The sequence below is a fragment of the Hydrogenophaga sp. OTU3427 genome, assembly GCF_038440225.1.
GTDB lineage: Bacteria > Pseudomonadota > Gammaproteobacteria > Burkholderiales > Burkholderiaceae_C > Hydrogenophaga.
In genome coordinates, this window is record NZ_JASATI010000015.1 from 20,565 (window position 1) to 45,862 (window position 25,298).

At 67.5% G+C, this 25,298-nt stretch carries 24 protein-coding genes and 1 tRNA gene; 9 read left to right on the plus strand and 16 right to left on the minus strand.

The window, feature by feature from the left end:
* Positions 1-13: 13 nt before the first annotated feature.
* The 7 genes from AAHB17_RS10890 to AAHB17_RS10920 all read right to left on the minus strand — a co-directional run bounded on the left by AAHB17_RS10890 (position 14) and on the right by AAHB17_RS10920 (position 9,393).
* Positions 14-1,294, minus strand: coding sequence for an alanine racemase (locus AAHB17_RS10890; RefSeq protein ID WP_342130597.1), 1,281 nt, complete (start codon positions 1,292-1,294; stop codon positions 14-16).
* Positions 1,295-1,325: 31 nt separating this feature from the next.
* Complete coding sequence (locus AAHB17_RS10895; RefSeq protein WP_342130598.1) at positions 1,326-2,414, minus strand: DNA glycosylase AlkZ-like family protein; 1,089 nt, start codon at positions 2,412-2,414, stop codon at positions 1,326-1,328.
* Between the two features lies 1 nt (position 2,415).
* On the minus strand, positions 2,416-2,592 hold the full coding sequence (locus AAHB17_RS10900) for a hypothetical protein (protein WP_342130599.1): 177 nt from the start codon (positions 2,590-2,592) through the stop codon (positions 2,416-2,418).
* Positions 2,592-4,931, minus strand: a complete 2,340-nt coding sequence (gene parC, locus AAHB17_RS10905) for a DNA topoisomerase IV subunit A (RefSeq protein WP_342130600.1) — start codon at positions 4,929-4,931, stop codon at positions 2,592-2,594. Before parC ends, AAHB17_RS10900 begins: the two co-directional genes overlap by 1 nt.
* 23 nt (positions 4,932-4,954) lie before the next feature.
* The gene (locus AAHB17_RS10910) at positions 4,955-6,925 is read right to left on the minus strand and encodes a DNA topoisomerase IV subunit B (protein WP_342130601.1); all 1,971 of its coding nucleotides are present in this window, start codon (positions 6,923-6,925) and stop codon (positions 4,955-4,957) included.
* An 88-nt stretch (positions 6,926-7,013) separates the two neighbouring features.
* Positions 7,014-7,529 (minus strand): chemotaxis protein CheW, encoded by a 516-nt coding sequence (locus AAHB17_RS10915; RefSeq protein ID WP_342130602.1) that lies wholly within the window; start codon positions 7,527-7,529, stop codon positions 7,014-7,016.
* A 151-nt stretch (positions 7,530-7,680) separates the two neighbouring features.
* Complete coding sequence (locus AAHB17_RS10920) at positions 7,681-9,393, minus strand: methyl-accepting chemotaxis protein (RefSeq protein ID WP_342130603.1); 1,713 nt, start codon at positions 9,391-9,393, stop codon at positions 7,681-7,683.
* Between the two features lie 476 nt (positions 9,394-9,869).
* On the opposite strand from AAHB17_RS10920, the gene AAHB17_RS10925 reads away from it, so the two are divergent.
* From AAHB17_RS10925 to bamC, 5 genes are all read left to right on the plus strand, one after another.
* Entirely contained in the window at positions 9,870-11,093 is a 1,224-nt protein-coding gene (locus AAHB17_RS10925) for an MFS transporter (protein ID WP_342130604.1), read from the plus strand.
* Positions 11,090-11,227, plus strand: coding sequence for a hypothetical protein (locus tag AAHB17_RS10930; protein WP_342130605.1), 138 nt, complete (start codon positions 11,090-11,092; stop codon positions 11,225-11,227). The genes AAHB17_RS10925 and AAHB17_RS10930 overlap by 4 nt, the downstream gene beginning before the upstream one ends.
* Positions 11,227-11,784: a class I SAM-dependent methyltransferase gene (locus AAHB17_RS10935; protein WP_342130607.1), complete on the plus strand. Its 558-nt coding sequence runs from the start codon at positions 11,227-11,229 to the stop codon at positions 11,782-11,784. The genes AAHB17_RS10930 and AAHB17_RS10935 overlap by 1 nt, the downstream gene beginning before the upstream one ends.
* A 71-nt stretch (positions 11,785-11,855) precedes the next feature.
* Positions 11,856-12,746, plus strand: a complete 891-nt coding sequence (dapA, locus tag AAHB17_RS10940) for a 4-hydroxy-tetrahydrodipicolinate synthase (protein ID WP_342130608.1) — start codon at positions 11,856-11,858, stop codon at positions 12,744-12,746.
* A 47-nt stretch (positions 12,747-12,793) separates the two neighbouring features.
* Positions 12,794-13,924 carry an outer membrane protein assembly factor BamC gene (gene bamC, locus AAHB17_RS10945; protein WP_342130609.1) on the plus strand — a complete coding sequence of 377 codons (1,131 nt, stop codon included), beginning with the start codon at positions 12,794-12,796 and terminating at the stop codon, positions 13,922-13,924.
* Positions 13,925-14,029: 105 nt separating this feature from the next.
* On the opposite strand, the gene AAHB17_RS10950 is transcribed toward bamC, so the two are convergent.
* The 3 genes from AAHB17_RS10950 to AAHB17_RS10960 are packed head-to-tail and all read right to left on the minus strand — an operon-like array spanning position 14,030 to position 16,507.
* Positions 14,030-14,248 (minus strand): hypothetical protein, encoded by a 219-nt coding sequence (locus AAHB17_RS10950; protein ID WP_342130610.1) that lies wholly within the window; start codon positions 14,246-14,248, stop codon positions 14,030-14,032.
* 16 nt (positions 14,249-14,264) lie between these two features.
* Positions 14,265-15,113: a hypothetical protein gene (locus AAHB17_RS10955; protein ID WP_342130611.1), complete on the minus strand. Its 849-nt coding sequence runs from the start codon at positions 15,111-15,113 to the stop codon at positions 14,265-14,267.
* Complete coding sequence (locus tag AAHB17_RS10960) at positions 15,110-16,507, minus strand: putative bifunctional diguanylate cyclase/phosphodiesterase (protein WP_342130612.1); 1,398 nt, start codon at positions 16,505-16,507, stop codon at positions 15,110-15,112. The genes AAHB17_RS10955 and AAHB17_RS10960 overlap by 4 nt, the downstream gene beginning before the upstream one ends.
* On the opposite strand from AAHB17_RS10960, the gene AAHB17_RS10965 reads away from it, so the two are divergent.
* The gene (locus AAHB17_RS10965) at positions 16,500-16,820 is read left to right on the plus strand and encodes a hypothetical protein (RefSeq protein WP_342130613.1); all 321 of its coding nucleotides are present in this window, start codon (positions 16,500-16,502) and stop codon (positions 16,818-16,820) included. The two genes, AAHB17_RS10960 and AAHB17_RS10965, sit on opposite strands and share 8 nt — an antisense overlap.
* A gap of 185 nt (positions 16,821-17,005) precedes the next feature.
* The gene (locus tag AAHB17_RS10970; RefSeq protein ID WP_342130614.1) at positions 17,006-17,578 is read left to right on the plus strand and encodes an NADPH-dependent FMN reductase; all 573 of its coding nucleotides are present in this window, start codon (positions 17,006-17,008) and stop codon (positions 17,576-17,578) included.
* 651 nt (positions 17,579-18,229) lie between these two features.
* Here the strand turns inward: AAHB17_RS10970 and AAHB17_RS10975 are convergent.
* The 6 genes from AAHB17_RS10975 to cysS form a co-directional block, all read right to left on the minus strand.
* A tRNA-Ser gene (locus AAHB17_RS10975) sits at positions 18,230-18,322 on the minus strand.
* 52 nt (positions 18,323-18,374) lie between these two features.
* Entirely contained in the window at positions 18,375-19,652 is a 1,278-nt protein-coding gene (locus tag AAHB17_RS10980; RefSeq protein ID WP_342130615.1) for an aspartate kinase, read from the minus strand.
* Positions 19,653-19,826: 174 nt separating this feature from the next.
* A complete protein-coding gene (gene tilS, locus AAHB17_RS10985) occupies positions 19,827-20,789 on the minus strand; it encodes a tRNA lysidine(34) synthetase TilS (RefSeq protein WP_446719584.1) in 963 nt (320 codons plus the stop codon).
* Positions 20,786-21,778: an acetyl-CoA carboxylase carboxyltransferase subunit alpha gene (locus AAHB17_RS10990; protein WP_342130616.1), complete on the minus strand. Its 993-nt coding sequence runs from the start codon at positions 21,776-21,778 to the stop codon at positions 20,786-20,788. Before AAHB17_RS10990 ends, tilS begins: the two co-directional genes overlap by 4 nt.
* A gap of 45 nt (positions 21,779-21,823) precedes the next feature.
* Positions 21,824-22,459 carry a DNA-3-methyladenine glycosylase family protein gene (locus tag AAHB17_RS10995; protein ID WP_342130617.1) on the minus strand — a complete coding sequence of 212 codons (636 nt, stop codon included), beginning with the start codon at positions 22,457-22,459 and terminating at the stop codon, positions 21,824-21,826.
* Entirely contained in the window at positions 22,459-23,832 is a 1,374-nt protein-coding gene (gene cysS / locus AAHB17_RS11000) for a cysteine--tRNA ligase (RefSeq protein WP_342130618.1), read from the minus strand. Before cysS ends, AAHB17_RS10995 begins: the two co-directional genes overlap by 1 nt.
* A 228-nt stretch (positions 23,833-24,060) precedes the next feature.
* On the opposite strand from cysS, the gene AAHB17_RS11005 reads away from it, so the two are divergent.
* Positions 24,061-24,627, plus strand: coding sequence for a tetratricopeptide repeat protein (locus AAHB17_RS11005; protein WP_342130619.1), 567 nt, complete (start codon positions 24,061-24,063; stop codon positions 24,625-24,627).
* A gap of 84 nt (positions 24,628-24,711) precedes the next feature.
* A complete protein-coding gene (locus AAHB17_RS11010) occupies positions 24,712-25,296 on the plus strand; it encodes a peptidylprolyl isomerase (protein ID WP_342130620.1) in 585 nt (194 codons plus the stop codon).
* Positions 25,297-25,298 lie beyond the last annotated feature (2 nt).

Here is a 25,298-nt window from a genome sequence, read left to right on the forward strand (position 1 = left end):
ACCCGCGCCCGCCTCAGAACCAGGTCGTCACCGCGTCCACCACGCGGTAGCCTTCGTCCACCACCGGCATCCAGCGCCACTTGTCGAAAGTGGTGCAGGGATGCGAGATGCCCGAGGCCACGGTGCTGCCCAGCTGCGGCCATTCGCCGCGCGGCGCCGAGGCATCGAAGCGCAGGTAGGCATGCTGGTCGTTCAGCGCGTCGATGCGCCAGTGCGCGGGCACGGCCCGGGGCGCGCCGCCCTGCCCGTCCGCGCGCCACAGCGGCTGCGGCAGGTCCAGGTCGTAGGCCACATCGCGTTTGCCCATGCTGAGCAGGGCCAGGCCCGGTTCGGGGCAGCTCTGCACGCAGGCCAGCACTTCCAGCGCGGGCTTCAGCGTCTCGCGCAGGTTCAGGCGCTCGGCCACGCAGCACAGGTAGCGCGTGTAGCGCTGGTGGTCGTGGGTGAGGTAGCAGCCCGAGCGCAGCACGCCCCGCACCGGTCGGCCCAGGTCGGGCGTCAGGCGTTCGGCCACCAGATCGAAGATGGCGGAGCCACCGGCGCTCAGGATGATCTCGTCCTGCGCGAACCAGCCCTGGGCGATGGCATCGCGCGCGATCGCGTCCACGCGGTCCATCAGGCCTTGCACCGTGGCGCGGTCTTTCGCGTGGTCGCAGTGGGCCGTCGTGCCTTCGTAGCACTCGATGCCGGCCAGTCGCAGCACCGGGCTGGCAGCGATGCGGGCCGCGGTCCGCGCCGCCTCGTCGGCCGTGCGGCAACCGGTGCGCTGGCCCGCGATGCCCAGCTCCAGCAGCACCTCGAAGTGCCCCTCGAAACCCCGCGCGGCGGCCCAGGCCTCGATGGCGTCGACCTGGCCCACCGCATCGACCAGGAAAAACGAACGCAGCATCGGGGACTCGACATGAAGCCGGGCCAGCGCGTCCAGCTCGGCCCGTTGCAGCACCTGGTTGGCGATCAGCACCCGCAACACACCGTGGCGCACCGCCACCACCGCCTGGAACACGGTGGCCAGGCTGATGCCCCAGGCACCGGCCTCCAGCTGCAGGGCCCACAGCTCGGGCGACATGCTGGTCTTGCCGTGGGGCGCGAGGTCCAGGCCGCGCTGCGTGCAGAAGTCGCGCATCCAGTGCAGGTTGTGGCGCAGGGCGGATTGCTTGAGCACCGCCAGCGGCAGGGCCAGGTCGCCGCGCAGCAGTTGCCAGTCCTGCTGGCCCACCGCCTCGCGCGACAGGGGCGCGCACGCCGCGGGAAATCCTTTGAGGTGGGGACCGAACAGCGGTGCGGCGGTGTCCATGAGGCGTTGTCCTGTTGAAAGTGTCGGTGTGTCAGAGGCCCAGGAACAGCGCGAAGCGGGCCAGTTCGTCCTGCAGGGCTGCCTCGAACGCTGGCTCAGGCGGGCGGCCGTTTACAAAGCCGAGTTCATGCCGCAGCCGCCCACCGTCCACCCGCAGGTTGACCCAGCCCGGCACCTGCTCGCCCCACAGCAGCGGCAGGGCGTAGTGGCCCATGGTGCGGCGGGCGGCCGGCAGGTAGGCCTCGAAGCGGTAGGGCCAGCCCCACAGCAGCTCGAAGCGCCGTCGGTCCCAGACCACCGGATCAAACGGCGCCAGAAAACGCAGCACCGGCGCCGGGCGGTGGCGGCGGGAAGCGGGGTTCTCATGGACCGGCCAGTACCAGTCCACGCCGTCCACCCGGGCGTGGCCGTAGCGCTCGGGCGCGGCCTTGACCACGGCCCGCGCCTGGGCCATCAGTTGGGGCGCGCCGTAGCGAAGCAGTGTGACCAGGTAGCCCAGGCTGGCGGCCGGCAGCGGCGCGTACAGGTTCACGATGTGGTCGACCAGCGTTTCGGCCCGTGCCGTGTCGGTGGCGGGGCCACCGTCCAGCGGCGTGTGTTCGATGGCCTCGTAGACCCGCGTGCCCGATTCGCGCCGGCGCACGCGCAGCCAGCCGTGGCGGTGCATCTCCTCCAGCAGCCGGGTGCTGGCGCTGAGCTCGCCGCCCCAATACGCCGCCACACGGCCATGGTGGGCAAACGCCGCACCCACCTCACGCGGGTGCACCGCGCCCCTCTCGCGCACAAAGGCCAGCAGCTCCTGGGCGCGGCGGGTCGCCTCGGCGTCCCAGGCCCGGCGCGGCATGCGTGGGTGCAGCAGGCCCAGCCAGTCGCGCGGCACGAAGCCGTAGTTGACAAAAGCCTCCTCCTCCACGCGCAGGCGCTCGTAGCGGCGCTCCAGGTCACCGGCGCGGTAGTCCTTGACGCGCAGACGCAGGATCAGGTCCTGCGCGCGGGCCGGCGCCCGCATGGGATCGGCCTGCACAAAACCCAGTCGCTGGATGGCGCCCGGCAGCGTGGTCGGCGTGAACAGGCTGCGCGCGATCGCGTGGCGGCGCAACGCGTCCAGCGTGACGCCCATGTCAGCCCCTGCGGCGCGCCTGCGCCCGCCGCACCTGGCGGCTTTGTCGGCTGACCGCCAGCGCGTCATCGCGCGCTTGGCGGCGTTTTCTGATCGCTGTCGAGACCAGCTTCGCGATGCCAAAGGCGACCGCGAAGCCCACGGCCGCCACCAGCACACCCACGCTGCTGCCGTCCATCACTCGACCCGGGTGACGCGGCTGGGCTTGAAGCCCAGGTCGGCCGCCTTGCCCTTGCGCGCACGCGCGGCACGGGCGTTGTTCAAGCTGCGGATCTCCAGCGTCTCCTCGCGTTCCTTGCCGCCACGGCCGATGCCATCGATGCGGATGCTCCGGGTGTAGGCGGCCGCGCCCGCCAGCGTGTCCTTGGGTTCGAGGTCGATCAGCATCAGGCCACGCCCGCCCTTGTCCATCTGCTTGAGTTCGCCGATCTCGAAGGTGAGGATGCGCCCGCCGGTGGAGGCGCAGGCCACGTGGGTGGCCGGCACCAGCGCCTGGCTGCCGCTGGTGAAAGCGGCGTGGGACGGCGCGCACACGGTCTCGCCCTCGCCGAGGTTGATGAAGGCCTTGCCGCCCTTCTGGCGCGACACCATGTTCTCCACCGTGGCGATGAAACCGTAGCCGCCCGAACCGCTGAGCAGCAGCGCGGCGTTGGCCGGGCCGGCAAAGTAGTGCTGGGGCTGGGTGCCGGATTCGAGGTCGATCAGCGTGGTGATGGGCTGGCCGTCACCGCGCGCGCCGGGCAGCACCGAGACCGGCACCGAATACACCCGGCCGTTGCTGCCAAAGACGATCAGCGTGTCCACCGTGCGGCATTCGAAGGTGCCGTAGAGCCCATCGCCAGCCTTGAAGGCGAAGGCGCCGGCCTCGTGGCCGTGGCCGGTGCGCGCGCGCACCCAGCCCTTCTGCGACACCACCACCGTCACCGGCTCGTCCACCACCTTGACCTCGGCGACGGCCTTTTTCTCGGCCTGGATCAGGGTGCGGCGCGGGTCGCCAAAGGTCTTGGCGTCCGCCTCAATTTCCTTGACCATGAGCCGCTTGAGGCTGGCCGGGTTGCCCAGGATGTCTTCGAGCTTGCCCTGTTCCTCGCGCAACTCCTTCAGTTCCTGCTCGATCTTGATGGCCTCCAGCCGCGCCAGCTGGCGCAGACGGATTTCGAGGATGTCCTCGGCCTGGCGCTCGCTCAGGCGGAAGGCGGCGATCAGCGCGGGCTTGGGCTCGTCGCTGTGGCGGATGATGCGGATCACCTCGTCGATGTTGAGCAGCACCAGCTGCCGGCCTTCGAGGATGTGGATGCGGTCCATCACCTTGCCCAGGCGGTGCTGGGTGCGGCGGGTGATGGTGGTCTGGCGGAACTCGATCCACTCGCCCACCATCTGGCGCAGGCTCTTCTGTGTCGGCCGGCCGTCCAGGCCGATCATGGTCAGGTTGATCGGCGCCGAGCTCTCCAGGCTGGTGTGGGCCAGCAGCGCGGTGATGAGTTCCTGCTGCTCGATGCGGCTGCTCTTGGGCTCGAACACCAGGCGCACCGGCGCGTCCTTGCTGGACTCGTCGCGCACGCCGTCCAGCACCATCAGCATGCTGGCCTTGAGCTGGGTCTGGTCCTGGCTCAGCGCCTTCTTGCCGGCCTTGACCTTGGGGTTGGTGATTTCCTCGATCTCTTCCAGCACCTTCTGGCTGCTCACACCGGGTGGCAGCTCGTTGACCACCAGCTGCCACTGGCCACGCGCCAGGTCCTCGATCTTCCAGCGCGCGCGCACCTTGAGGCTGCCACGGCCGCTGCGGTAGGCGTCGGCGATGTCGCCCACCGGGCTGATGATCTGGCCGCCGCCGGGGTAGTCCGGGCCGGGAATCAGGGCGAACAGCTCGTCGTCGCCGAGCTTGGGGTTCTTGAGCAGCGCCACACAGGCGTCGGCCACCTCGCGCAGGTTGTGGCTGGGGATTTCGGTGGCCAGGCCGACGGCGATGCCGCTGGCGCCGTTGAGCAGGTTGAAGGGCAGGCGCGCGGGCAGCTGCTTGGGTTCTTCGAAGGAGCCGTCGTAGGTGGGAATGAAGTCCACCGTGCCCTGGTCGATTTCGTCAAGCAACAGGCCGGAGATCTTGGCCAGGCGCGCTTCGGTGTAGCGCATGGCGGCGGCGCCGTCGCCGTCGCGGCTGCCGAAGTTGCCCTGGCCGTCGATCAGCGGGTAGCGCTGGCTGAAGTCCTGCGCCATGCGCACGAGGGCGTCGTAGGCGGCGCTGTCGCCGTGGGGGTGGTACTTGCCGAGCACGTCGCCCACCACGCGGGCGCTCTTGACCGGCTTGGCCGCGGTGTTGCCCGAAAAGCCCAGGCCCATGCGGTCCATCGCGTAGAGGATGCGTCGCTGCACCGGCTTCTGGCCGTCGCAGACGTCGGGCAGGGCCCGGCCCTTGACGACGGAGAGCGCGTATTCGAGGTAGGCGCGCTGCGCGTAGGCAGCGAGGTTGTCTTCGCCGGGCGCGTCGGCCACCGGCTCCAGGTTCAGCAGGTCATCCATGGGAACGGTTCAGCCTTGAGGGTTCAGATGTCGATGTCGACCGAGTCGCCGTGCAGTTCCATCAGCTCGCGGCGCGAGGCGGCTTCGCCCTTGCCCATGAGCTTGGTGATGAGCGCTTCGGTGGCGGCAAAGTCCATGCCGCCCAGGTTCACCTGCATCAGGCGGCGGGTGTCGGGGTTGAGGGTGGTGTCCCACAGCTGTTCGGCGTTCATCTCGCCCAGGCCCTTGAAGCGGCTGATCTGGCACTTTTCGCGCGCCACACCGTCCTTCTCGGCCTTGTCCAGGATGGCGTGCAGCTCGCCGTCGTCGAGCGCGTACTGCTTGAGCGCGGGCTTCTTGCCGCGCGCGGGCACGTCCACCCGGAACAACGGCGGACGCGCCACGTACACATGACCGGCCTCGATGAGCTTGGGAAAATGGCGGAAAAACAGCGTCAGCAGCAGCACCTGGATGTGCGAGCCGTCGACGTCGGCGTCCGACAGGATGCAGACCTTGCCATAGCGCAGGCCGCTCAAGTCCGGCGTGTCGTTGGGGCCGTGCGGGTCCACCCCGATGGCAACCGCGATGTCGTGGATTTCGGTGTTGGCGAACAGCCGGTCGCGCTCCACCTCCCAGGTGTTGAGTACCTTGCCGCGCAGCGGCAACACGGCCTGGCTTTCCTTGTCGCGGCCCATCTTGGCGCTGCCGCCGGCCGAATCGCCCTCGACCAGGAAGACCTCGTTGTGGGCCAGGTCGCGGCTTTCGCAGTCGGTCAGCTTGCCCGGCAGCACGGCCACGCCCGAGCCCTTGCGTTTCTCGACCTTCTGGCCCGCCTTCTGGCGCGACTGCGCGGCCTTGATGGCCAGTTCGGCCAGCTTCTTGCCGTAGTCCACGTGCTGGTTGAGCCAGAGTTCGAGCGCCGGGCGCACGAAGCTGGACACCAGGCGCACGGCGTCGCGCGAGTTCAGGCGCTCCTTGATCTGGCCCTGGAACTGCGGGTCCAGCACCTTGGCGCTCAGCACGTAGCTGGCGCGGGCGAACACGTCCTCGGGCAGCAGCTTCACGCCCTTGGGCAGCAGCGCATGCAGTTCGATGAAACCCTTGACCGCGGTGAACAGGCCGTCGCGCAGGCCGCTGTCGTGGGTGCCACCGGCGCTGGTGGGGATCAGGTTGACGTAGCTCTCGCGCACCGGTTGGCCGTCTTCGGTGAAGGCCACACACCAGCTGGCGCCCTCGCCTTCGGCGAAACTCTCGTGGCCCCCGTCGGCAAAACCCTCGCCATCGAACAGCGGGATCACCGGTTCGCCATTGAGCGTCTGCTGCAGGTAGTCGCGCAGGCCGCCCTTGTACTGCCAGCTCTGGGTCTCCTTGGTCTTCTCGTTGACCAGCGTCACCAGCACGCCCGGCATGAGCACGGCCTTGCTGCGCAGCAGGTGCGTCAGTTCGTTCAGCGGCAGCGTGGCCGATTCGAAGTACTTGGGGTCGGGCCAGGCACGCACGGTGGTGCCCTGTTTGCGCTCCCCGTCCTGCAGCGGGCGGGTGGCGATGGTCTCCACCACGTCGCCGGCGGCAAACACCAGGCGGGCCAGCTGCCCTTCGCGGTGGCTGCTGACCTCCAGCCGGGTGGACAGCGCGTTGGTGACGGACACGCCCACGCCGTGCAGGCCACCCGAGAAGCTGTAGGCACCGCCCTTGCCCTTGTCGAACTTGCCACCCGCGTGCAGGCGAGTGAACACCAGCTCGATCACCGGGGCCTTTTCCTCGGGGTGCAGGCCGTGCGGGATGCCGCGGCCATCGTCCTCCACGCTGACCGAGCTGTCGGCGTGCAGGGTGACCTTGATCTTCTTGCCATGGCCGGCCAGCGCCTCGTCGGCGGCGTTGTCCAGCACTTCTTGAATGATGTGCAGCGGGTTGTCGGTGCGGGTGTACATGCCCGGCCGCTGCTTGACGGGCTCCAGCCCCTTGAGGACGCGGATGGAGCCTTCGGAATACTCGGGAACGGGTTTGACTGCCATGGGCCGGAATTGTAGGCGGGGGCCGGCGCCCCCGGGACCGCCCCCACCGGCAGCGGTCAGGCCGCCAGCGGGCCGGCTGGAAGCAGCTTCAGGCGCATTCGGCCTCGCGAACCTCATGCACGGCCTCGACCAGGCCCAGGTCGTCGCTGGACATGAGTTGCTCGATGTCGACCAGGATCAGCATGCGGGCGGCCTCGCCCGGTGCCTCGGTGGCGATGCCGGTGACATAAGCGGCGTCGACGCCGGACGACGGCATCCGGGGTGGCGGCTTGATCTGGCCGGCGGCGAGCGCCACGACGTCCGACACCGAATCGACCACGATGCCGATGACGCGCCGGCCGATGTTGAGCACGATGGTGGCCGTCACCTCGTTGCAGGTGGCGGATTGGCCGAACCGGGTACGCAGGTCGACGATGGGCACGATGACGCCACGCAGATTGACCACCCCTTTCATGAAGGCCGGTGCATTGGCGATGCGCGTGGGTTCCTGGTAGCCGCGGATTTCCTGAACCGTCAGGATGGGAATGCCGTACTCCTCGGGTCCGAGGCGAAAGCTGAGGTACTCGCCCGCGTGGGCGTGTGGAAGAGGAAGGGTGTGGGACATGTTTGTCACAAGCTCAGTGCCACGGGCTGCGGCGGCGCAGCCCGCGCGGGTTGAAAAAAGGGCCCCCATCGCTGGACGCCAACCACGGCCGGGTCATGGGAACAGCCGTGGAACTCGAAAACATGGGGGGCGCAGTGCCCCGCCCGCAGACTCAGAACGATTCCCAATCACCGCCTGCAGCGGTCAGCGCCATCTGGGGTGCGCCGGGAACCTTGGGTTCGGGACGGCGCAGCGCCACCGACCGGTGGGTCGCCGGTCTGGACACGGCGGCGCGTGTCACCGGTGCCGGTGCCACGCGGTGGACGGGGGCGTCGGACAGCTGAAACACCGACACCGCGTCGAGCAATTGGGCCGCCTGCTGGCGCAGGCCATCGGCCGCGGCGGCGCTTTCCTCCACCAGGGCCGCGTTCTGCTGCGTCGCCTGGTCCATCTGCGACACGGCCTCGCCGATCTGAGACACCCCGGCGCTTTGTTCGGCGCTGGCCGCGGTGATCTCCCCCATGATGTCGGTCACGCGGCGGATGGCATCGACCACTTCCTGGATGGTGTGGCCGGCCTGGTCCACCAGCACCGTGCCCTGGTCCACGCGCTGGGTGCTGGCGGTGATCAGCTCCTTGATTTCCTTGGCCGCGTTGGCGCTGCGCTGCGCGAGGTTTCGCACCTCGGAGGCCACGACGGCAAAACCACGGCCCTGCTCGCCGGCGCGCGCGGCCTCGACGGCGGCGTTCAATGCCAGGATGTTGGTCTGGAAGGCGATGCCGTCGATGACGCCGATGATGTCGGCAATGCGGCGCGAGGCCTCGTTGATGCTGCGCATGGTGGCCACCACCTCCTGCACCTCGTCACCGCCCTTGACGGCCACGGCGCTGGCGCTCACGGCCAGCTGGTTGGCTTGGGATGCGTTGTCGGCGTTCTGCTTGACGGTGGTGCCGAGCTGCTCCATCGAAGCGGCGGTTTCCTCCAGCGCGCTGGCCTGCTCTTCGGTGCGGCCCGACAGGTCCTGGTTGCCGGTGGCGATCTGGGCCGAGGCGGAGGCCACGCCTTCGGCGTTCTGCCGCACACCCGACACAATGCCCACGAGGCTGGAACGCATGCGCTCCAGCGCGGCCATCAGGCTGCGGGTGTCGCCCTGCTCCACCGGGATGGGGGAGCCCAGCCGGCCTTCCGCGATGGCCTGGGCCATTTCGGCGGCCACGCCGGGTTCGCCGCCGAGTTGTCGGGTCACGCTGCGCGCCACCCACACACCAATGGCCAAGGACAGCGTGATGGCCAGCGCGATCAGCGTCAGTGTCACGACGGTGATCCTGGCGACGATCGCGTCGCTCTCGTCATAGGCCTTCTTGCCCAGCTCGATGTTGTAGTCCACGATGTCCGACAGCAAGTCGTCGTATTTCTGGAAGGCCGGTATCGCTTCCTCGCGCATCAAGCGCATGGCTTCGTCGTTGCGATCGGCGTAGCTGGCGGCCATGACTTTTTTCGCCGCTGCCAGGTAGGTCGGCCAGGCCGCGTCAGACTGCTTGAGCAAGTCCACCTCGCGGGGCGTGAGATCGGTCTTTTTGTACTTGTTGATCAGCGTGTCCATCCGCTGGATGTTCTTGTCCATCTCGGCCCCGATGGCATCCATCTTGGGCTGCGAAGTCTCGATGACGTAGGCGTACAGCGAGCGGTTGTGGTAGATCGCCTCCATGTTGGCGTTGGCGACGTCGCCCACCGGCACCAGGTTGCTGTCGTACATCTCATTGAGCATGTCGTTCACCTGCGACGTGCGCCACATGCCCATGAGGCCGATGGCGAGCGTGAAGGCCGCGCTGAGCGCGACGATGGCGAGCAGCCGGGTGATGACCTGGGTGTTTTCGAGTTTCATTGTTTTCTCCCTGAAGGGTTTTTTGGTATGGAAGCGTGAAGCCGCGCGAACACAACACCCGAAGGGGCGGCCAGGCCCTACGGGCGGACAAGAGACGTGGGGCGTCAGTCCCGCAGCGGGGCGCGGAACAGGCGAGGCGAAGCGGACCTGGGCATCACGACCAGATCGGCATCAAGAAGCGGAATGGGCGCGGGCTGGCGGCTGGCCAGCGGCATGAGCGGCGCAGAGGCGGTTCCCGCGCCAGGAACCTGCGTCCGGGTGTGCATGGCACACGGGCAGTGAGACTGCATGTGTTTTCTCCCTTTCGCCGCATGTTGCGGTCTAACTTTTTTTTGCAATTTTAGCGACGCCTTGCGTCGTCGCAAGTAATTTGACAATTGGATACACGTGTGGGGAACGGCACGGCACCTGCCGCGCCGCGCCGCACAAAGACCCCAGGCGGACGGCCCACGGTGGTGGTTTGCTAAAGTTCTCCGATGCAATCCCCCGCCCGCCTGTCCCTCACCCAAGTCCTCGTTTGTGGCGCTGCCATCGTCACGCTGTCCATGGGCATCCGCCACGGCTTCGGCCTGTGGCTGCAGCCCATCACCCAGGCCCACGGCTGGACACGCGAAAGTTTTGCCCTGGCGCTGGCGGTGCAGAACCTGTCTTGGGGTGTGTTCGGCGTGATGGCGGGCATGCTGGCCGACCGCTTCGGGGGCGCTCGCGTGCTGATGGGCGGCGCCGTGTTATACGCCGGCGGCCTGGCGGGCATGGCGTTGAGCACGAATGCGCTGAGCTTTGCGCTCACCGCCGGGGTCCTGACCGGCATGGCACAGGCGACCACGACCTATGCCGTCATCTACGGCATCATCGGTCGCCAGATCCCGGCCGAAAAACGGTCCTGGGCCATGGGCATGGCCGCCGCGGCCGGCTCCTTCGGCCAGTTCCTGATGGTGCCGGTCGAGGGCTTCCTGATCGCCGAGCTGGGCTGGCAGGAAGCGCTGCTGGTGCTGGGCGCCGCCGCCCTGCTGATCGCGCCACTGGCCCTGGGCCTGCGCGAGCCGGGCTTCGCCTCCGGCGCGCCCGCCAGGCGCGAGCAGACCATCGCCCACGCGCTGCGCGAGGCCTTTGGCTACCGCAGCTTCCAGCTGCTGATGGCGGGCTACTTCGTCTGCGGCTTCCAGGTCGTCTTCATCGGTGTGCACATGCCCAGCTACCTCAAGGACCACGGCCTGTCGCCCCAGGTGGCCAGCTATGCCCTGGCCCTCATCGGCCTGTTCAACATCTTCGGCACCTACGCAGTGGGGGTGCTGGGCCAGCGGCTGTCGCGGCCACGCATCCTGGCCTTCATCTACTTTGCCCGCGCCGCCGTCATCACGGTGTTCCTGCTGGTGCCGCTGAGCCCCGCGAGCGTCTACGTGTTCTCGGCCATGATGGGCCTGCTGTGGCTGTCCACCGTGCCGCCCACCAACGCGGTGGTGGCCCAGATCTTCGGCGTGGCCCACCTGTCCATGCTCAGCGGCTTCGTCTTCCTGAGCCACCAGGTGGGCAGCTTCATGGGCGTGTGGCTGGGCGGCGTGTTGTACGACAGCACGGGCAGCTACGACATCGTCTGGATGATCTCGATCGCGCTGGGCGTCTTCGCCGGCCTGATCAACCTCCCGGTGCGCGAGTCGCCCATCGCACGCCAACTGGGCGGCGCGGGGGCCGCCGCATGACGCTGCAAACGGTCTGGCCACGGCGCCTGCTGGCAGCCCTGGGCATGGTCGCCCTGCTGCTGGCGGTGTTCATGCTCTACACCCGGCCCGGCTTCCTGGTGCAGATGGCCGACCAGCTGTGGGCCTGCTTCTGATGCACGGCACCGAAGCACCCTCCCCCTGGGTCACGCGCTGGGCCCACCTGCTGCCGGCCCGGGCACGCGTGCTGGACCTCGCCTGTGGTGCCGGCCGCCACACCCGCTGGCTGGCGCAGCTGGGCCACCAGCTCACGGCGGTGGACCGCGATGCCAGCGCACTGACCGGGCTGGACACGCTGGCGCGGGTGCTGTGTGCGGACATCGAGGACGGACCTTGGCCGCTCCGCGACGAACGGTTCGACGCCGTGGTGGTGACGCACTACCTCTGGCGTCCCCTGTGGCCGCACATCCTGGCCAGTCTGGCTCCCGGCGGCGTGCTGCTTTACGAAACATTTGCACACGGCAACGCGGCTGTGGGCAAGCCTTCGCGGCCCGATTTCCTGCTCCAGCCGGGCGAGCTGTTGCGCCTGTGCGCCGGCCTGCGCGTGGTCGCCTTCGAGGACGGCTTCTGCGAGGCACCGGCGCGTTACCTGCAACGCATCGTGGCGGTGCGTGAAGCCCCGGTGCCCGAGGGCCAGGCCCCACGCTACCCACTGCCGGCCACACCGGCCTGAGCCTGGCCGGGCTCTGGGTAGAATGTGCCGATTGCGCCGACACGGCGCGTTTTCTCGACACGGATTCGTTTATGGCCCCCATCACCGGCAGCATCGTGGCCCTGGTCACGCCCATGTTTGAAGACGGCAGCGTGGACTACCCCACGTTGCGCCAACTGATCGACTGGCACGTGGCCGAAGGCACCGACTGCATCGGCGTGGTCGGCACCACCGGCGAGTCGCCCACGGTCAATGTGGAGGAACACTGCGAGATCATCCGCGTGTCGGTCGAACAGGCCAAAGGCCGCGTGCCCATCATGGCGGGCTGCGGTGCCAACTCCACCGCCGAAGCCATCGAACTCACCCGCTTCGCCAAGAAAGTGGGCGCCGATTGCCAGCTGCAGGTCGTGCCGTACTACAACAAGCCGACCCAGGAAGGCCAGTACCAGCACTTCAAGGCCATCGCGGAAGCCGTGGGCGACCTGCCCATGGTGCTCTACAACGTGCCGGGCCGCAGCGTGGCCGACATGGCGCACGACACCGTGCTGCGCCTGGCCCAGGTGCCCGGCATCGTCGGCATCAAGGAAGCCACCGGCAACATCGAACGCGCCCAGTGGCTGATCAAGGACACCCCGGCCGACTTCGCCGTTTATTCGGGCGACGACGCCACCGCCGTGGCGCTCATGCTGTGCGGCGGCCAGGGCAACGTCAGCGTCACCGCCAACATCGCCCCGCGCCTGATGCACGAGCTGTGTGTGGCCGCCATCGCCGGCGACCGCGCCCGCGCCATGCAGATCCAGTTGCAGCTGCTGCCGGTGCACAAGCACCTGTTCGTGGAAGCCAATCCCATTCCCCTGAAATGGGCCATGCAACGCATGGGCCTGTGCGGCGGCACCATGCGCCTGCCCATGACGCCCCTGTCGACCGCCGCCCAGCCCGTGGTGGAACAGGCCCTGCGCGACAGCGGCCTGCTGCCCACCTGAGCGGCGCGCCGCCCCCACGCCCCCCGTTTCCTCTTTCCTGGTACACCATGCCCGCACGAAGCCTCGCCTCTTTCCGCTCCCCTGGTCATGCCCTGCGCACCGGGGTCGCCGCCACGGCCGCACTGCTGCTGGTCAGTGGCTGTTCGGTGCTCGTCCCCGACCGACTGGACTACAAGAGCGCCCAGCGGGCCAACACGCTGGAAGTGCCGCCCGACCTGACCCAGATGAACCGCGAGTCGCGTTACGTGGTGCCGGGTGCCAGCGTCACCGCCAGCGGGTTCCAGACCACCCAGGCCACGGTGGCCGCGGCGGCCCCCACGGCCACCAGCCAGATCGGCGACGTGCGCATCGAGCGCGCGGGCTCGCAACGTTGGCTGGTGATCCAGCGCCCGGCGGACCAGCTGTGGCAGCCGGTGCGCGACTTCTGGCAGGAAAACGGTTTCCTGCTGACGCAGGACCAGCAGGCGCTGGGCATCATGGAAACCGACTGGGCCGAGAACCGCGCAAAGCTGCCACAGGATTTCATCCGCAACACCATCGGCAAGGTCTTCGACAGCCTGTACTCCACCGGCGAGCGCGACCGTTTTCGCACCCGCATGGAACGCAACAGCAATGGCGCGACCGAGATCTACATCAGCCACCGTGGCCTGATCGAGGTCTACGCCAACGAGCGCAAGGACCAGACCGTGTGGCAGCCGCGCCCGGCCGACGCCGAGCTGGAGGCCGAATTCCTGCGCCGCCTGATGGTCAAGCTGGGCGTGTCGCAAGAACAGTCCAAGGCCTTGATGGCCAGCAACACCGCGCCGGCCGCCGCGCGCGCCACCACCGTCAGCGGCTCGGCCGCGGTGGAACTCAACGAAGGCTTCGACCGCGCCTGGCGCCGCGTCGGGCTGTCGCTGGACCGCACCGGTTTCACCGTGGAAGACCGTGATCGCACCCAGGGCCTGTACTTCGTGCGCTATGTCGCGCCCGATCCCACCACATCCAAGGAGCCTGGCTTCTTCGGCCGCCTGTTCGGTGCCGGCAAGCCCGCCGACGCCGCCCCCGTGCGTTACCGCATAGCGGTGCGCAGCGCGGGCGAGAAGACGACGGTGGCGGTGCTGGACGCCCAGGGCCAGCCGGACCAGTCGGCCAACGCACAGCGCATCACCCAGGTGCTGGTGGACGACCTGAAATGACGGCCGGCCGGCCGCGTGCGGCCTGAGAGCCTCTGCACCGGCCACACATGACAACGGCTCCCGAGGGAGCCGTTTTTTGTGGGCGCTTGTGCGGGCACGGGGCCTTCACCGGGCCGCCTTCTCCACCTGTTCCTCGCGTGCCTGTTGTTTGTCCAGCGACTGTGTCAACCGCTCCTGCGCGCGCTCCCGGGTGGCCTGGCCCTGCTTGAGTTCCTGGCCCTTGACCACACCCGACACCGCGGCGGTGCCGGCGGTTTCCAGGCCACAGGCCGACAGGCTCAGCACCGTGCACGACGTGGCCAGGGCAATGAACGTGGTGTGCATGTGCAGGCTCCAGCGCTCAGCGCTTGGGCTCCATGGATTCGTTCCAGGGCGAGGATCGGCTCGGTCTGGCTGCCACGCCCACCATGGGATGGCGGTTCCAATCGACGACGGAATCCATGTGCAGGCGCTTCACGACCCACAGGAAGTAGATCGATGCGGGCACCCCCAGCAAGTCAAAGGGCAGCGTGGCGGTGTCGGGACTGCCCGACAGCGCCACCATCAAGTGCATGGCCGCGCAGGAAGGAAACACCGCCGCCAGCGACAGCCCCGACAGCGACCACGAGCGGCTGGCGACATAGCGGCGAATCTGCGTGTCGCTCAGGTACCACCCCACCATCGCGTAGGTGACGGTCACCCACAGGTTGGCCAGTACCACCGGCGAGCTGAAATCGATGCCGGCGCCCGCCATCGGCACGGTGTACTTGATGCCCAGCGCCGTGCAGATGGTCTGGTCCGGCACGGGCACGGCGGGCGTGGCCATTGACCAGCCGGCCAGCGAGCCCACCACGACCAGCAGCGCGACCGTCAGCGCCACCATGGTGTGCGAGGTGGCCGCGATGGTCCGGTCGCCACGTCCGCCCATCATCGCTTCGACCCGCAGCGAGCAAAACACCAGACCGGCTGGCAGGCCGATCAGCGCCGCGACCAGCATCGGTGTCGACACCGTGCCGCCGTCCAGCACACACCAGCCATGCACGAGGTGGTGGGGGCCGCAGCTGGCCGCCATCAGCGAGAAGCCGAGGCCAAAACGGGACAGGCCCCGGTATCGGTATTGGGTGATGGCTTCCCAGGCGCTCAGCAGCCCCAGGCCCAGGTAGGCCATGCCGATCAGCAGGTGGCTGATGCCGATGATGAGCTGCATCATGACCCCGCGTTGGCTTTCACCCACATCGGCACGCCGATGTGGTCAAGGAATTCATCGATGAAGGCCCGGTGCGCGCGCCGAGCATGGGCGTCCGGACAAACCGCCGATCGCATGCGCCAGTTTGCCGACGGTTGCCACAGCGGGTGCGCCAACATGGGCTGTATCAACACGGGCGCGACGGCTGGCGAGAACAGAAAGCCCTGGGCCACGCGGCATCCCATGCCGCGCAGCGCCACTGCCTGCTCGACCCGCTCCACCCCTTCGGCGATCACATGTTTGCCCATCGCGAAAGCCAGGCTGAGGATGGACGACACGATCGCCGTGTCCCCGGGCTCGATGGTCAGGCCGTCGATAAAGGAGCGATCGATTTTCAGGACCTCGACCGGCAGGTCGCGCAGGCGGGCCAGCGAGGAATGGCCCGTGCCGAAGTCGTCGATCGCCACGTAGACCCCCATGCGGCGGATGCGCTCCAGCATGTCGACGATGTCCGTTTCCGGATTCATGAGCGCGCTCTCGGTCAGTTCCATGCACAACGACGACGGACGAACACCCGTCTGCTCGATGATCCGCTGGAGTTCGGTGATGAAGCCGGGGTCATCGAGTTGGCGCGGCGAGATGTTCACCGTCATGCTCAGCGGGCGACCGGGCACCGCGGCCACCCATTCGGCGAGTTGCCGGCATGCGGACAGCAGCACCTGCCGGCCCAGTTCGTGGATGAGCCCGCTGTTCTCGGCCACCGCGATGAACTCCGCAGGCGACACCGCTCCGAGCTCGGGGTGGCGCCAGCGCGCCAGCGCCTCGACACCCACCAAGTGGCCGGTCGCGAGGTTCACCTGCGGCTGGTAGTGCACGTGCAGTTGCTCCTCGCGCAACGCGACCCGCAGGTCCGACTCGATCCGCAGGCGGCGGGCCGCCCGTGCGTGCAACTCCTCGTTGAAGCGCTCCATGCGGTTGCGGCCACGGTTCTTGGCGGCATACAGCGCGGTGTCGGCGTTGCGCAGCAACTGCTCGGCCGACTGCGCACCCGGCGCGCAGATGGCCACGCCGATGCTGACCGAGGTGACCACCTCCCGCCCCGCGATCTGGATCGGCTCGGCCATCGCCGTCAGCACCTTGTTGCCCAGGGTGCCCTCGGAGCCCAGGCTGGCGTGTGGGTGCAGGATGACCAGCTCGTCGCCCCCAAAGCGGCTGACCAGATCACCGTCGGCGGCGCAGTTGCGGATGCGCCGGGCCATTTCGCGCAGCAACTCGTCACCACTGTGGTGGCCCAGCGAGTCGTTCACCAGCTTGAAGTTGTCGAGGTCGATGAACAGCACGGCCACCTCTTCCCGCCCACCCGTGTCCCGCGCGAGCTCGCGTTCCAGACTGCTGATCAGCAGCCCTCTCGTGGGCAAGCCTGTCAACACATCGTGCGTGGCGGTGTGCACCAACTGGGCGATCGCACTCAGCGCCTCCTCGTGCGACGTCCCATGCACGGCCGAGTCGCGCAACAAGTTCTCCGTCATCGACAGCAACCAGTCGGTTTGCCGGCCCGCCACGCGCCGTTCTGACGCATTGGAGCTGACCCCCGAAGCCGAGAAAGACGGTTTTTCCTGCATCGTCAAAGCCTGTTCAAAAGCGCTGCTCCTGGCGGCACCGTCCCTCACCGGCAGCGTCGATAAACTCCGATCAACCATGGTCAAAAATGCCATCCTTGATACGGATTGACTCGGTTGTACATGTTGTTTGACGGTTGCGCAACTGGTGTTTGAGAGCGGGGCGGCACGAAACACCCGCCGCGTCCTTGTTGCCCCAACGCGGCGGCGCCTGGCGCCGCCGATGAGCACATTGCGGCCCTGCCCACAGGGGTATATAACCGGCCCCTCCCCCACCCCATTGTCCAGGAGCACACCATGGCAAGCTACAAGGTTGGCTATTTCGTCGGCAGCCTGTCCTCGACCTCCATCAACCGCCTGCTCGCCAAGGCGCTCGTGCGGCTCGCGCCGCCGCAGCTGGTGATGAGCGAGATCGCGATCAAGGACCTGCCGCTCTACAGCTCGGACTTCGACGCCGACTATCCGCCGGTGGCGCGCGCCTTCAAGCAGGCCATCGCCGACGTCGACGCGGTCCTCTTCGTGACGCCCGAATACAACCGATCCATCCCTGGCGGTCTGAAGAACGCCATCGACTGGGCCAGCCGGCCCTGGGGCCAGAACGCCTTCACGCGCAAGCCGTCGGGTGTCATCGGCACGTCGCCCGGCGCCATCGGCACCGCCGTGGCCCAGCAAAGCCTGCGTGGCGTGCTGTGTTTCTGCAATTCACCCTTGATGAACCAAGTCGAGGCCTACATCCAGTTCAAGCCAGGGCTGATCACCGCCGAAGGTGAGGTGACCGACGAGGGCACCAGGCAATTCCTGCAGAACTACATGACAGAACTGCACGCCTTCATCGTGCGCGTGCTGACCGTGCTGCCGCGCAATACCTGAGGCCACTCCACCGTCACGTCAACCACCTCGAAATGAGGGACACTGGCGCCGTGATCCATTTCGACAACGCCCCCGCGCCCTCTTCCATCCCTCGCCCAGTCCGAGGACAGCAGCAAGTTGCACATCCCGCCAACGCCTGTGGGCGTTGTGGCGCCACGAGCTACAAGCCCATCATCGAACGTGACCCGGACGGGGCGATGAGCCCCTCCGGGCGTTATGCCTGCACCGGCTGCAAGCTGCAGTTCACCACGGTGGGCGAATGGAAAAACGCCGGGCCTTCAGCACCTGCTGTCCGACCTGTGTCCAGCGGCGGCTGAACCACCATCTGACCAGCGGACCTGGCTGCCCAATATCCAGGCACCGCCCGGCAAGTCAACAACGGCACGGCCTCGCGCGGTTGTCCCCGCAGATATCCACAAGTTTGGGCACGGTTACCGGGTATAACTAACTCGGCACTTTGGCGCATGCGTCTTGGCATTGCCCGCTCGTGACGCGAGCTGCCCTGGCGATGTTGGATCGGCACCTCGGACTCGACCCCTTTTGTGCTGGCTTCAACTGAAAGCTTTCAGAAGCCCAGAAACAAAAAAGCCCCTGCATGAGGGGCTTTCTGTGCGGCATCCGGATGTTTTGAGACATCGTCGGATCGTTTTGTGGCGGAGCGAGAGGGATTCGAACCCTCGATGAGACTCTACATCCCATACTCCCTTAGCAGGGGAGCACCTTCGGCCACTCGGTCATCGCTCCGAAGCCTCATATTATGCCCCAAGAATGGGGCCATTCGAGGCGCCGACGCCACTCAGGCGATGGAATCTGCTTCCTGGTCGAGATCGAATACGCGGTGCAGGGCACGCACGGCCAGTTCCATGTACTTCTCGTCGAGCACGACCGAGGTCTTGATCTCGGAGGTGGAGATCATCTGGATGTTGATGCCCTCTTCCGCCAGGCAGCGGAACATCTTGCTGGCCACGCCAACGTGGCTGCGCATGCCGATGCCGACGATGCTGACCTTGCAGATGCGCTGGTCGCCCACCACGTCGGCGGCGCCCAGCTTGGGCACCACGCTGCCCTTGAGCAGTTCGACGGTCTTGGCGTAGTCGTTGCGGTGCACGGTGAAGCTGAAGTCGGTCTTGCCGTCCTTGCTCACGTTCTGGATGATGACGTCGACCTCGATGTTGGCGTCGGCCACGGCGCCCAGGATCTGGTAGGCGATACCGGGGGTGTCGGGCACGCCCAGGACGGAAATCTTGGCTTCATCGCGGTTGAAGGCGATGCCAGACACAACGGCTTGTTCCATTTGCTCGTTTTCCTCAAAAGTGATCAGGGTGCCGGAGGAGGCTTCCTCGGCCAAATCGATGTCCCACGGGGTGAAGCTGGACAACACGCGCAGCGGCACCTTGTACTTGCCGGCGAATTCGACCGAGCGGATCTGCAGCACCTTGGAGCCCATGCTGGCCATCTCCAGCATCTCCTCGAAGCTCACGCGGTGCAGGCGGCGCGCCTCGGGCACGACACGCGGATCGGTGGTGTAGACGCCGTCCACATCGGTGTAGATCAGGCACTCGTCGGCCTTGATCGCGGCGGCCACGGCCACGGCCGAGGTGTCGCTGCCGCCACGCCCCAGGGTGGTGACGTTGCCGATGCCATCGATGCCCTGGAAGCCGGTGATGATGACCACCTTGCCAGCGTTGAGGTCGGCGCGCACGCGCTGGTCGTCGATGGACTCGATGCGGGCCTTGGTGTAGGCGCTGTTGGTCTTGATGGGCACCTGCCAGCCGGCGTAGCTCACGGCTTGCATGCCTTCGGCCTGCAGCGCGATGGCCAGCAAGGCGGACGAAGCCTGCTCGCCGGTGGCGGCCAGGGCGTCGAGTTCGCGGCTGTAGGCGGCATTGTGGGCGCTGGGCGCAAGTTCCTTGGCCAGGCCCAGCAGGCGGTTGGTCTCGCCGCTCATGGCGCTGGGCACCACCACCATCTGGTGGCCGGCGCGGTGCCATTTGGCGACGCGTTTGGCGACGTTGCGGATGCGCTCGGTGGAGCCCATGGAGGTGCCACCGTACTTGTGAACTATCAGTGCCATTGGGTGATGGGAACGGGTTGGGTGTTTGGCGGTTCGGGCCTTCGCCACGGCCCAAGAACGGTGTCTGCGGGCCGACGGCAGCGGTGTGAAACCATGCAGTGCGCGGGACCGCGCAAAACCTTGCAATTATAGCCAGCCACCCCCCGGGATAACCCGCGCACCGGCAAGCGGCGTTCAGCGCTCGAACACCAGCACGTCGCCGTCGCGCAGCACGTGGCCATCGGCCACCTTGAGGCGGATGTGGTGGCCCCGGGTGGCGCAGGCCGCCAGCTGCCGCAACAAGGCGGCCATCTGGGCCTCGCTGGGGCCTGCCTGCCAGCCCTGGCGCAACCAATGGCGCAACAGATTGGCCTGACGCTCCGCCGACAGCACACGCAGGCGCGCGATCAGGGGTGGCTGGCCCACCGCCAACAGGTCTTGCGCGGCGACTTCGTCCAGCAGGCGCTGGGCCTGCGCCGCGTGCCGCGCGCTGCGCGCCAGCGTCTGCTGGTAGGCCGGGAATTGCGCGCGCCAGGCGGGCAGCAGGTGCTGGCGGATGCGGTTGCGGATGAAGCGCGTGTCGGTATTGGTCGGGTCGTCGACAAAGGGCTCGCCGCTGTCTTGCAGCCAGGTGCGGATCGCCGCGCCGTCCACGGCCAGGATGGGGCGGGCAAAGGCCATGCCATGGCGCTCAAAACGTGCCGGCATGGACGCCAGGCCGGGCAGGCCGGCACCCCGACTCAAGGCCAGCAGCAGCGTCTCCACCTGGTCGTCGGCATGCTGGGCCAGCCACACCTCGGCGCAGCCGTGCGCCAGGGCCAGGTCGGCCAGACACAGGTAGCGTGCCCGGCGCGCCGCGTCTTCCGGACTCTCGCCGGGCGCATGGGCGGCCAGCACCCGCTGGCTGGCGAAGGCAATGCCCCGTGTCTCGCAGAACTGCCGGGCATGTGACTCGAAGCCGTCGGCCGCCACCTGCAGGCCGTGGTGCACGTGCAGCGCGATCAACTGACCCGGGCAGGCCGCATGCGCGGCCAGCAACAGGGCGGTGGAATCGGCACCAGCGCTGAAAGCCACCGCGCGGCGGACACCGGCGGGCACGCCCGCCAACCAGGCCGCCACCGGGGCCGCACAGGGATTGGCCGGCAAGGCGGCGTTCACCGCTTGCCGTCGGCCTTGCTGTCTGCCTTGGTGTCGGTGAAACGGCCGTAGCTGTTCAGGCGCGCATGGCGGCGCTCGATCAGCTCCTTGACCTTGAGGTCGGCCACCTGCCGGTAGGCATCGCCCAGGGCGCGCTTGAGGAAGGACACCATCTGCTTGGGATCGCGGTGGGCGCCGCCCACCGGTTCGTTGACGATCTTGTCGACCAGGCCCAGCGCCTTGAGGCGGTGGGCGGTGATGCCCAGCGCGTCGGCCGCATCCGAGGCCCGCTCGCTGGTCTTCCACAAGATGGAGGCGCAGCCTTCGGGGCTGATGACCGAGTAGACCGAGAACTGCAGCATCAGCACCTGGTCGGCCACCGAGATGGCGAGTGCACCGCCCGAACCCCCTTCACCGATGATGGTGCTGATGATGGGCACCTCCAGCTGCGCCATCTCGAAGATGTTGCGGCCGATGGCTTCGGACTGGCCACGCTCCTCGGCGTCGATGCCGGGGTAGGCACCGGGGGTGTCGACGAAGGTGAAAACCGGCAACTTGAACTTCTCGGCCAGTTTCATCAGGCGCAGTGCCTTGCGGTAGCCCTCGGGCTTGGTCATGCCGAAGTTGCGCAGGCCCCGCTCCTTGGTGTCGCGGCCCTTTTGCTGGCCCAGCACCATGCAGGGCTGGCCGTTGAAGCGCGCGAGACCGCCGACGATGCTCAGGTCGTCCGAGAAATGCCGGTCGCCGTGCAGCTCCACGAAATGGGTGAAGACGTCGCGCACATAGTCCAGCGTGTAGGGCCGGTCGGGGTGACGGGCGATCTTGGTGATCTGCCAGGGCGTCAGGTCGCTGTAGATGTCCTTGGTGAGCTGCTGGCTCTTCTTGCTCAGCTGTTCGATCTCTTCGGAGATGTCGACCGCGGATTCGGTCTGGACGTAACGCAGTTCTTCGATCTTGGATTCGAGTTCGGCGATGGGCTGCTCGAAATCCAGAAAATTCTTCTTTGCCAAGGTTTCACTCCTTTGGGCTGTGACTGACGGCTGGCTCGGCGTGGCTCAATAGGCGACGGGGAGGGGGTCCAGCGAACGCCAAATATACCAAGTTGCCACGCTGCAGTACGGCGCCCAGGCGGCGGCCACCTCGCGGGCGTCGCTGCGGCTGACTGGTTCACCCGAAAAATACGCCTGGCTGATGCCGTTGATCAGGCCCACGTCGTCCAGCGGCAGCACGTTGGGCCGCATCAAATGGAAGATCAGGAACATCTCGGCCGTCCAGCGGCCGATGCCGCGGATGGCGATCAGCTCGGCGATGATGGCCTCGTCGTCCATGCCGGTCCACTGGTCCACGTGCACCGCGCCGTTGTCGAAATGCAGGGCCAGATCGACCAGGTACTCCACCTTGCGCGCGCTCAGGCCGGCGCCGCGCATGTCGTCGACCTTGAGCTTGAGCACGTTGGACGGCGCCATCCTGGCGGGCAGCTTCTCGAAGCGCTCCCACACCGATTGCGCCGCCTTCACCGAAATCTGCTGCCCCACGATGCTGCGCGCCAGCGTGGTGAAGGCGTCGCCGCGCGATTGCAGCGTGGCGCCGGGGAACTGCGGGATGAGCTTTTTCATCACGCGGTCGCGTTTCATCAGGTGCTTGCAGGCGTCGGCCCAATAGGCCGGTGCGGGCGTCTGGGTGGTGGCCATCACGCGCGCTCCCAGGTGGTGCCGGCGGCGCTGTCCTTGAGCACGATGCCCTGCTCCAGCAGGGCCTTGCGAATGCGATCGGCCTCGGCGAAATCCTTGCCGGCCTTGGCGGCCGCGCGCTGGGCGATTTGGGTCTGGATGGCCGCTTCGTCCAGCGAAGCACCGGCCTGCAGGAAGGCCTTGGGATCGCCTTGCAACAGGCCCAGGATGCCGCCCAGGGCCTTGAGCAGGCCCGACAGCTCGGCCGAACGTGTCTTGTTCACCTCGCCCGCCAGCTCGAACAGCACCGCCACTGCCTCGGGCGTGCCGAAGTCCTCGTCCATCGCCGCCTTGAAGCGCGCGGCTTGCGGCTTGGACCAGTCGACGGCCACGGCGGCCGGTGGCACGGCATCGAGCGCGGTGTAGAGGCGCTTGAGCGCGTTGCGCGCGTCGTCCAGGTGCACGTCGCTGTAGTTCAACGGGCTGCGGTAGTGGGCCCGCACCACGAAGAAGCGGATCGTTTCGGCGTCGTACTTCTGCAGCACGTCGCGGATGGTGAAGAAGTTGCCCAGGCTCTTGGACATCTTCTCGTTGTCGATGTTGATGAAGCCGTTGTGCATCCACACGTTGACAAAACGCTGGCCGGTGGCGCCTTCGCTCTGGGCGATTTCGGTCTCGTGGTGGGGGAACTGCAGGTCGGCGCCGCCGCCATGGATGTCGAAGGTCTCGCCCAGCAGCTCGCAGGCCATGGCCGAGCACTCGATGTGCCAGCCCGGGCGGCCCGGGCCGTAGTCGCTGGGCCACTTCGCGTCCTCGGGTTCGCTGGGCTTGGCGCTTTTCCAGAGCACCGGGTCCAGCGGGTCGAGCTTGCCGTCGTCCACGGCCACACGTTCTCCGGCACGCAGCTCGTCCAGCGACTTGCCCGACAGCTGGCCGTAAGCGGGGAATTTTCGCACCGCGTAGTTGACGTCGCCGTTGCCCGCGCGGTAGGCCAGGCCCTTGCGCTCCAGCGTGCCGATCATCGCCAGCATCTGCGGCACGAAGTCGGTGGCGCGTGGATCGTGCGTCGGCCGCTCGACGCCCAGGGCGTCGAAATCGCGGTACATCTCAGTCACCATGCGGTCGGTCAGGCCACGGATGGTCTCGCCGTTTTCCAGCGCGCGCCGGATGATCTTGTCGTCGATGTCGGTGATGTTGCGCACGAAGCTCACGCGCAGGCCGCTGGTCTTGAGCCAGCGTTGCACCACATCGAAGGCCACCGCCGAGCGCGCATGCCCCACATGGCAGAGGTCGTAGACCGTGATGCCACACACATACATGCGGACGTGGCCAGGCTCGATGGGCGAAAACGGCTCGACGCGGCGCGCGAGCGTGTTGAAGATGCGCAGACTCATGAAAAAGGCAATCGGGGGCGTGAGGGCAATCGTTCCGCGGAGGGGTCGCGAAGGGGAGGACACGGTGCTGACGCGAGGGCGCCGGCGTGGGTGGCGGGCGCGGCATCTCGGGGCAGACCCTCAGATACAATCCCGCCAGTATATCGACCCGCCCGCCCCCTGGGCGCCCTCGCCCGCCGCGGGTCGCGCGGCATGATTCCCGCCACGGTTAACGTCTCTGAGGCCTCCATGCTCCTGTCCGTGCTCCCCACGCGTTGTTCATCGCTCGTCCGCCTGCCGGCCGCCCTGCTGCTGGCCGCCCTGTGTGCCACCGGCGCGCTGGCGCAAGGCACCGACTACGACGACGTCAGCCGCATGACGCGGGCCGGCCAGTTCGACCAGGCGCTGGCCCGGGCCGACAAGTACCTCGCCGGCAACCCCAGGGACCCGCAGATGCGGTTCCTCAAGGGCGTGATCCAGCAGCAGCGCGGCCAGACCGACGAGGCGCTGGCCACGTTCACGCAGCTCACGCAGGACTACCCCGAGCTGCCCGAGCCCTACAACAACCTGGCCGTGATCCACGCCTCGCAGAACCAGTTCGACAAGGCGCGCATCGCCCTGGAGATGGCCGTGCGCACCCACCCCAACTACGCCACCGCCCATGAAAACCTGGGCGATGTCTACGCCCGGCTGGCGGCCCAGTCCTACGGCAAGGCGGTCCAGCTGGACGCTGCCAACGCCAGCGCACCGGTCAAGCTGAAAGCCGTCAACGCACTGCTGACGCCCCCGCCCAAGGCGAAAAAGACCAGCCGCTGACCGATGGCCGCGCAGCCGGCCTCGCCACGTGCGGGCGCTCCGCGCAGACCACCGCTTCATTCCATTCGAGAGGATCCTCGTCGCATGCACACCCGCCACCCGACCCGCCGCACCATCGCCTTGATCGCCGCCTCGCTGCTGGCCCTGGGCCTGTCCACCGCCCAGGCACAGACCGCCCCGGCCAAGGTCAAGCTCAACACCTCGCTGGGCGACATCGTGATCGAGCTGAACGCGGAAAAAGCACCCAAGACGGTGGAAAACTTCCTGCAATACGTGAAGGACGGCCACTTCGATGGCCTGGTGTTCCACCGCGTGATCGGCAACTTCATGATCCAGGGCGGCGGCTTCAACGCCGACATGCAGCAAAAGCCCACCCGCGCGCCCATCCCGCTGGAGGCCGGCAACGGTCTCAAGAACGAACGCGGCACCATCGCCATGGCGCGCACCAACAACCCGAACTCGGCCACCAGCCAGTTCTTCATCAACGTGGTGGACAACGCCATGCTCAACGCCACCGGCCCGGACAACGGCTACGCCGTCTTCGGCAAGGTCAGCGCCGGCATGGACGTGGTCGACAAGATCCGCGCCGTGCCCACCGGCAACCGCGGCATGCACCAGAACGTGCCCACCACCCCCGTCACCATCCTCAAAGCCAGCCTGGAGAAATGAAC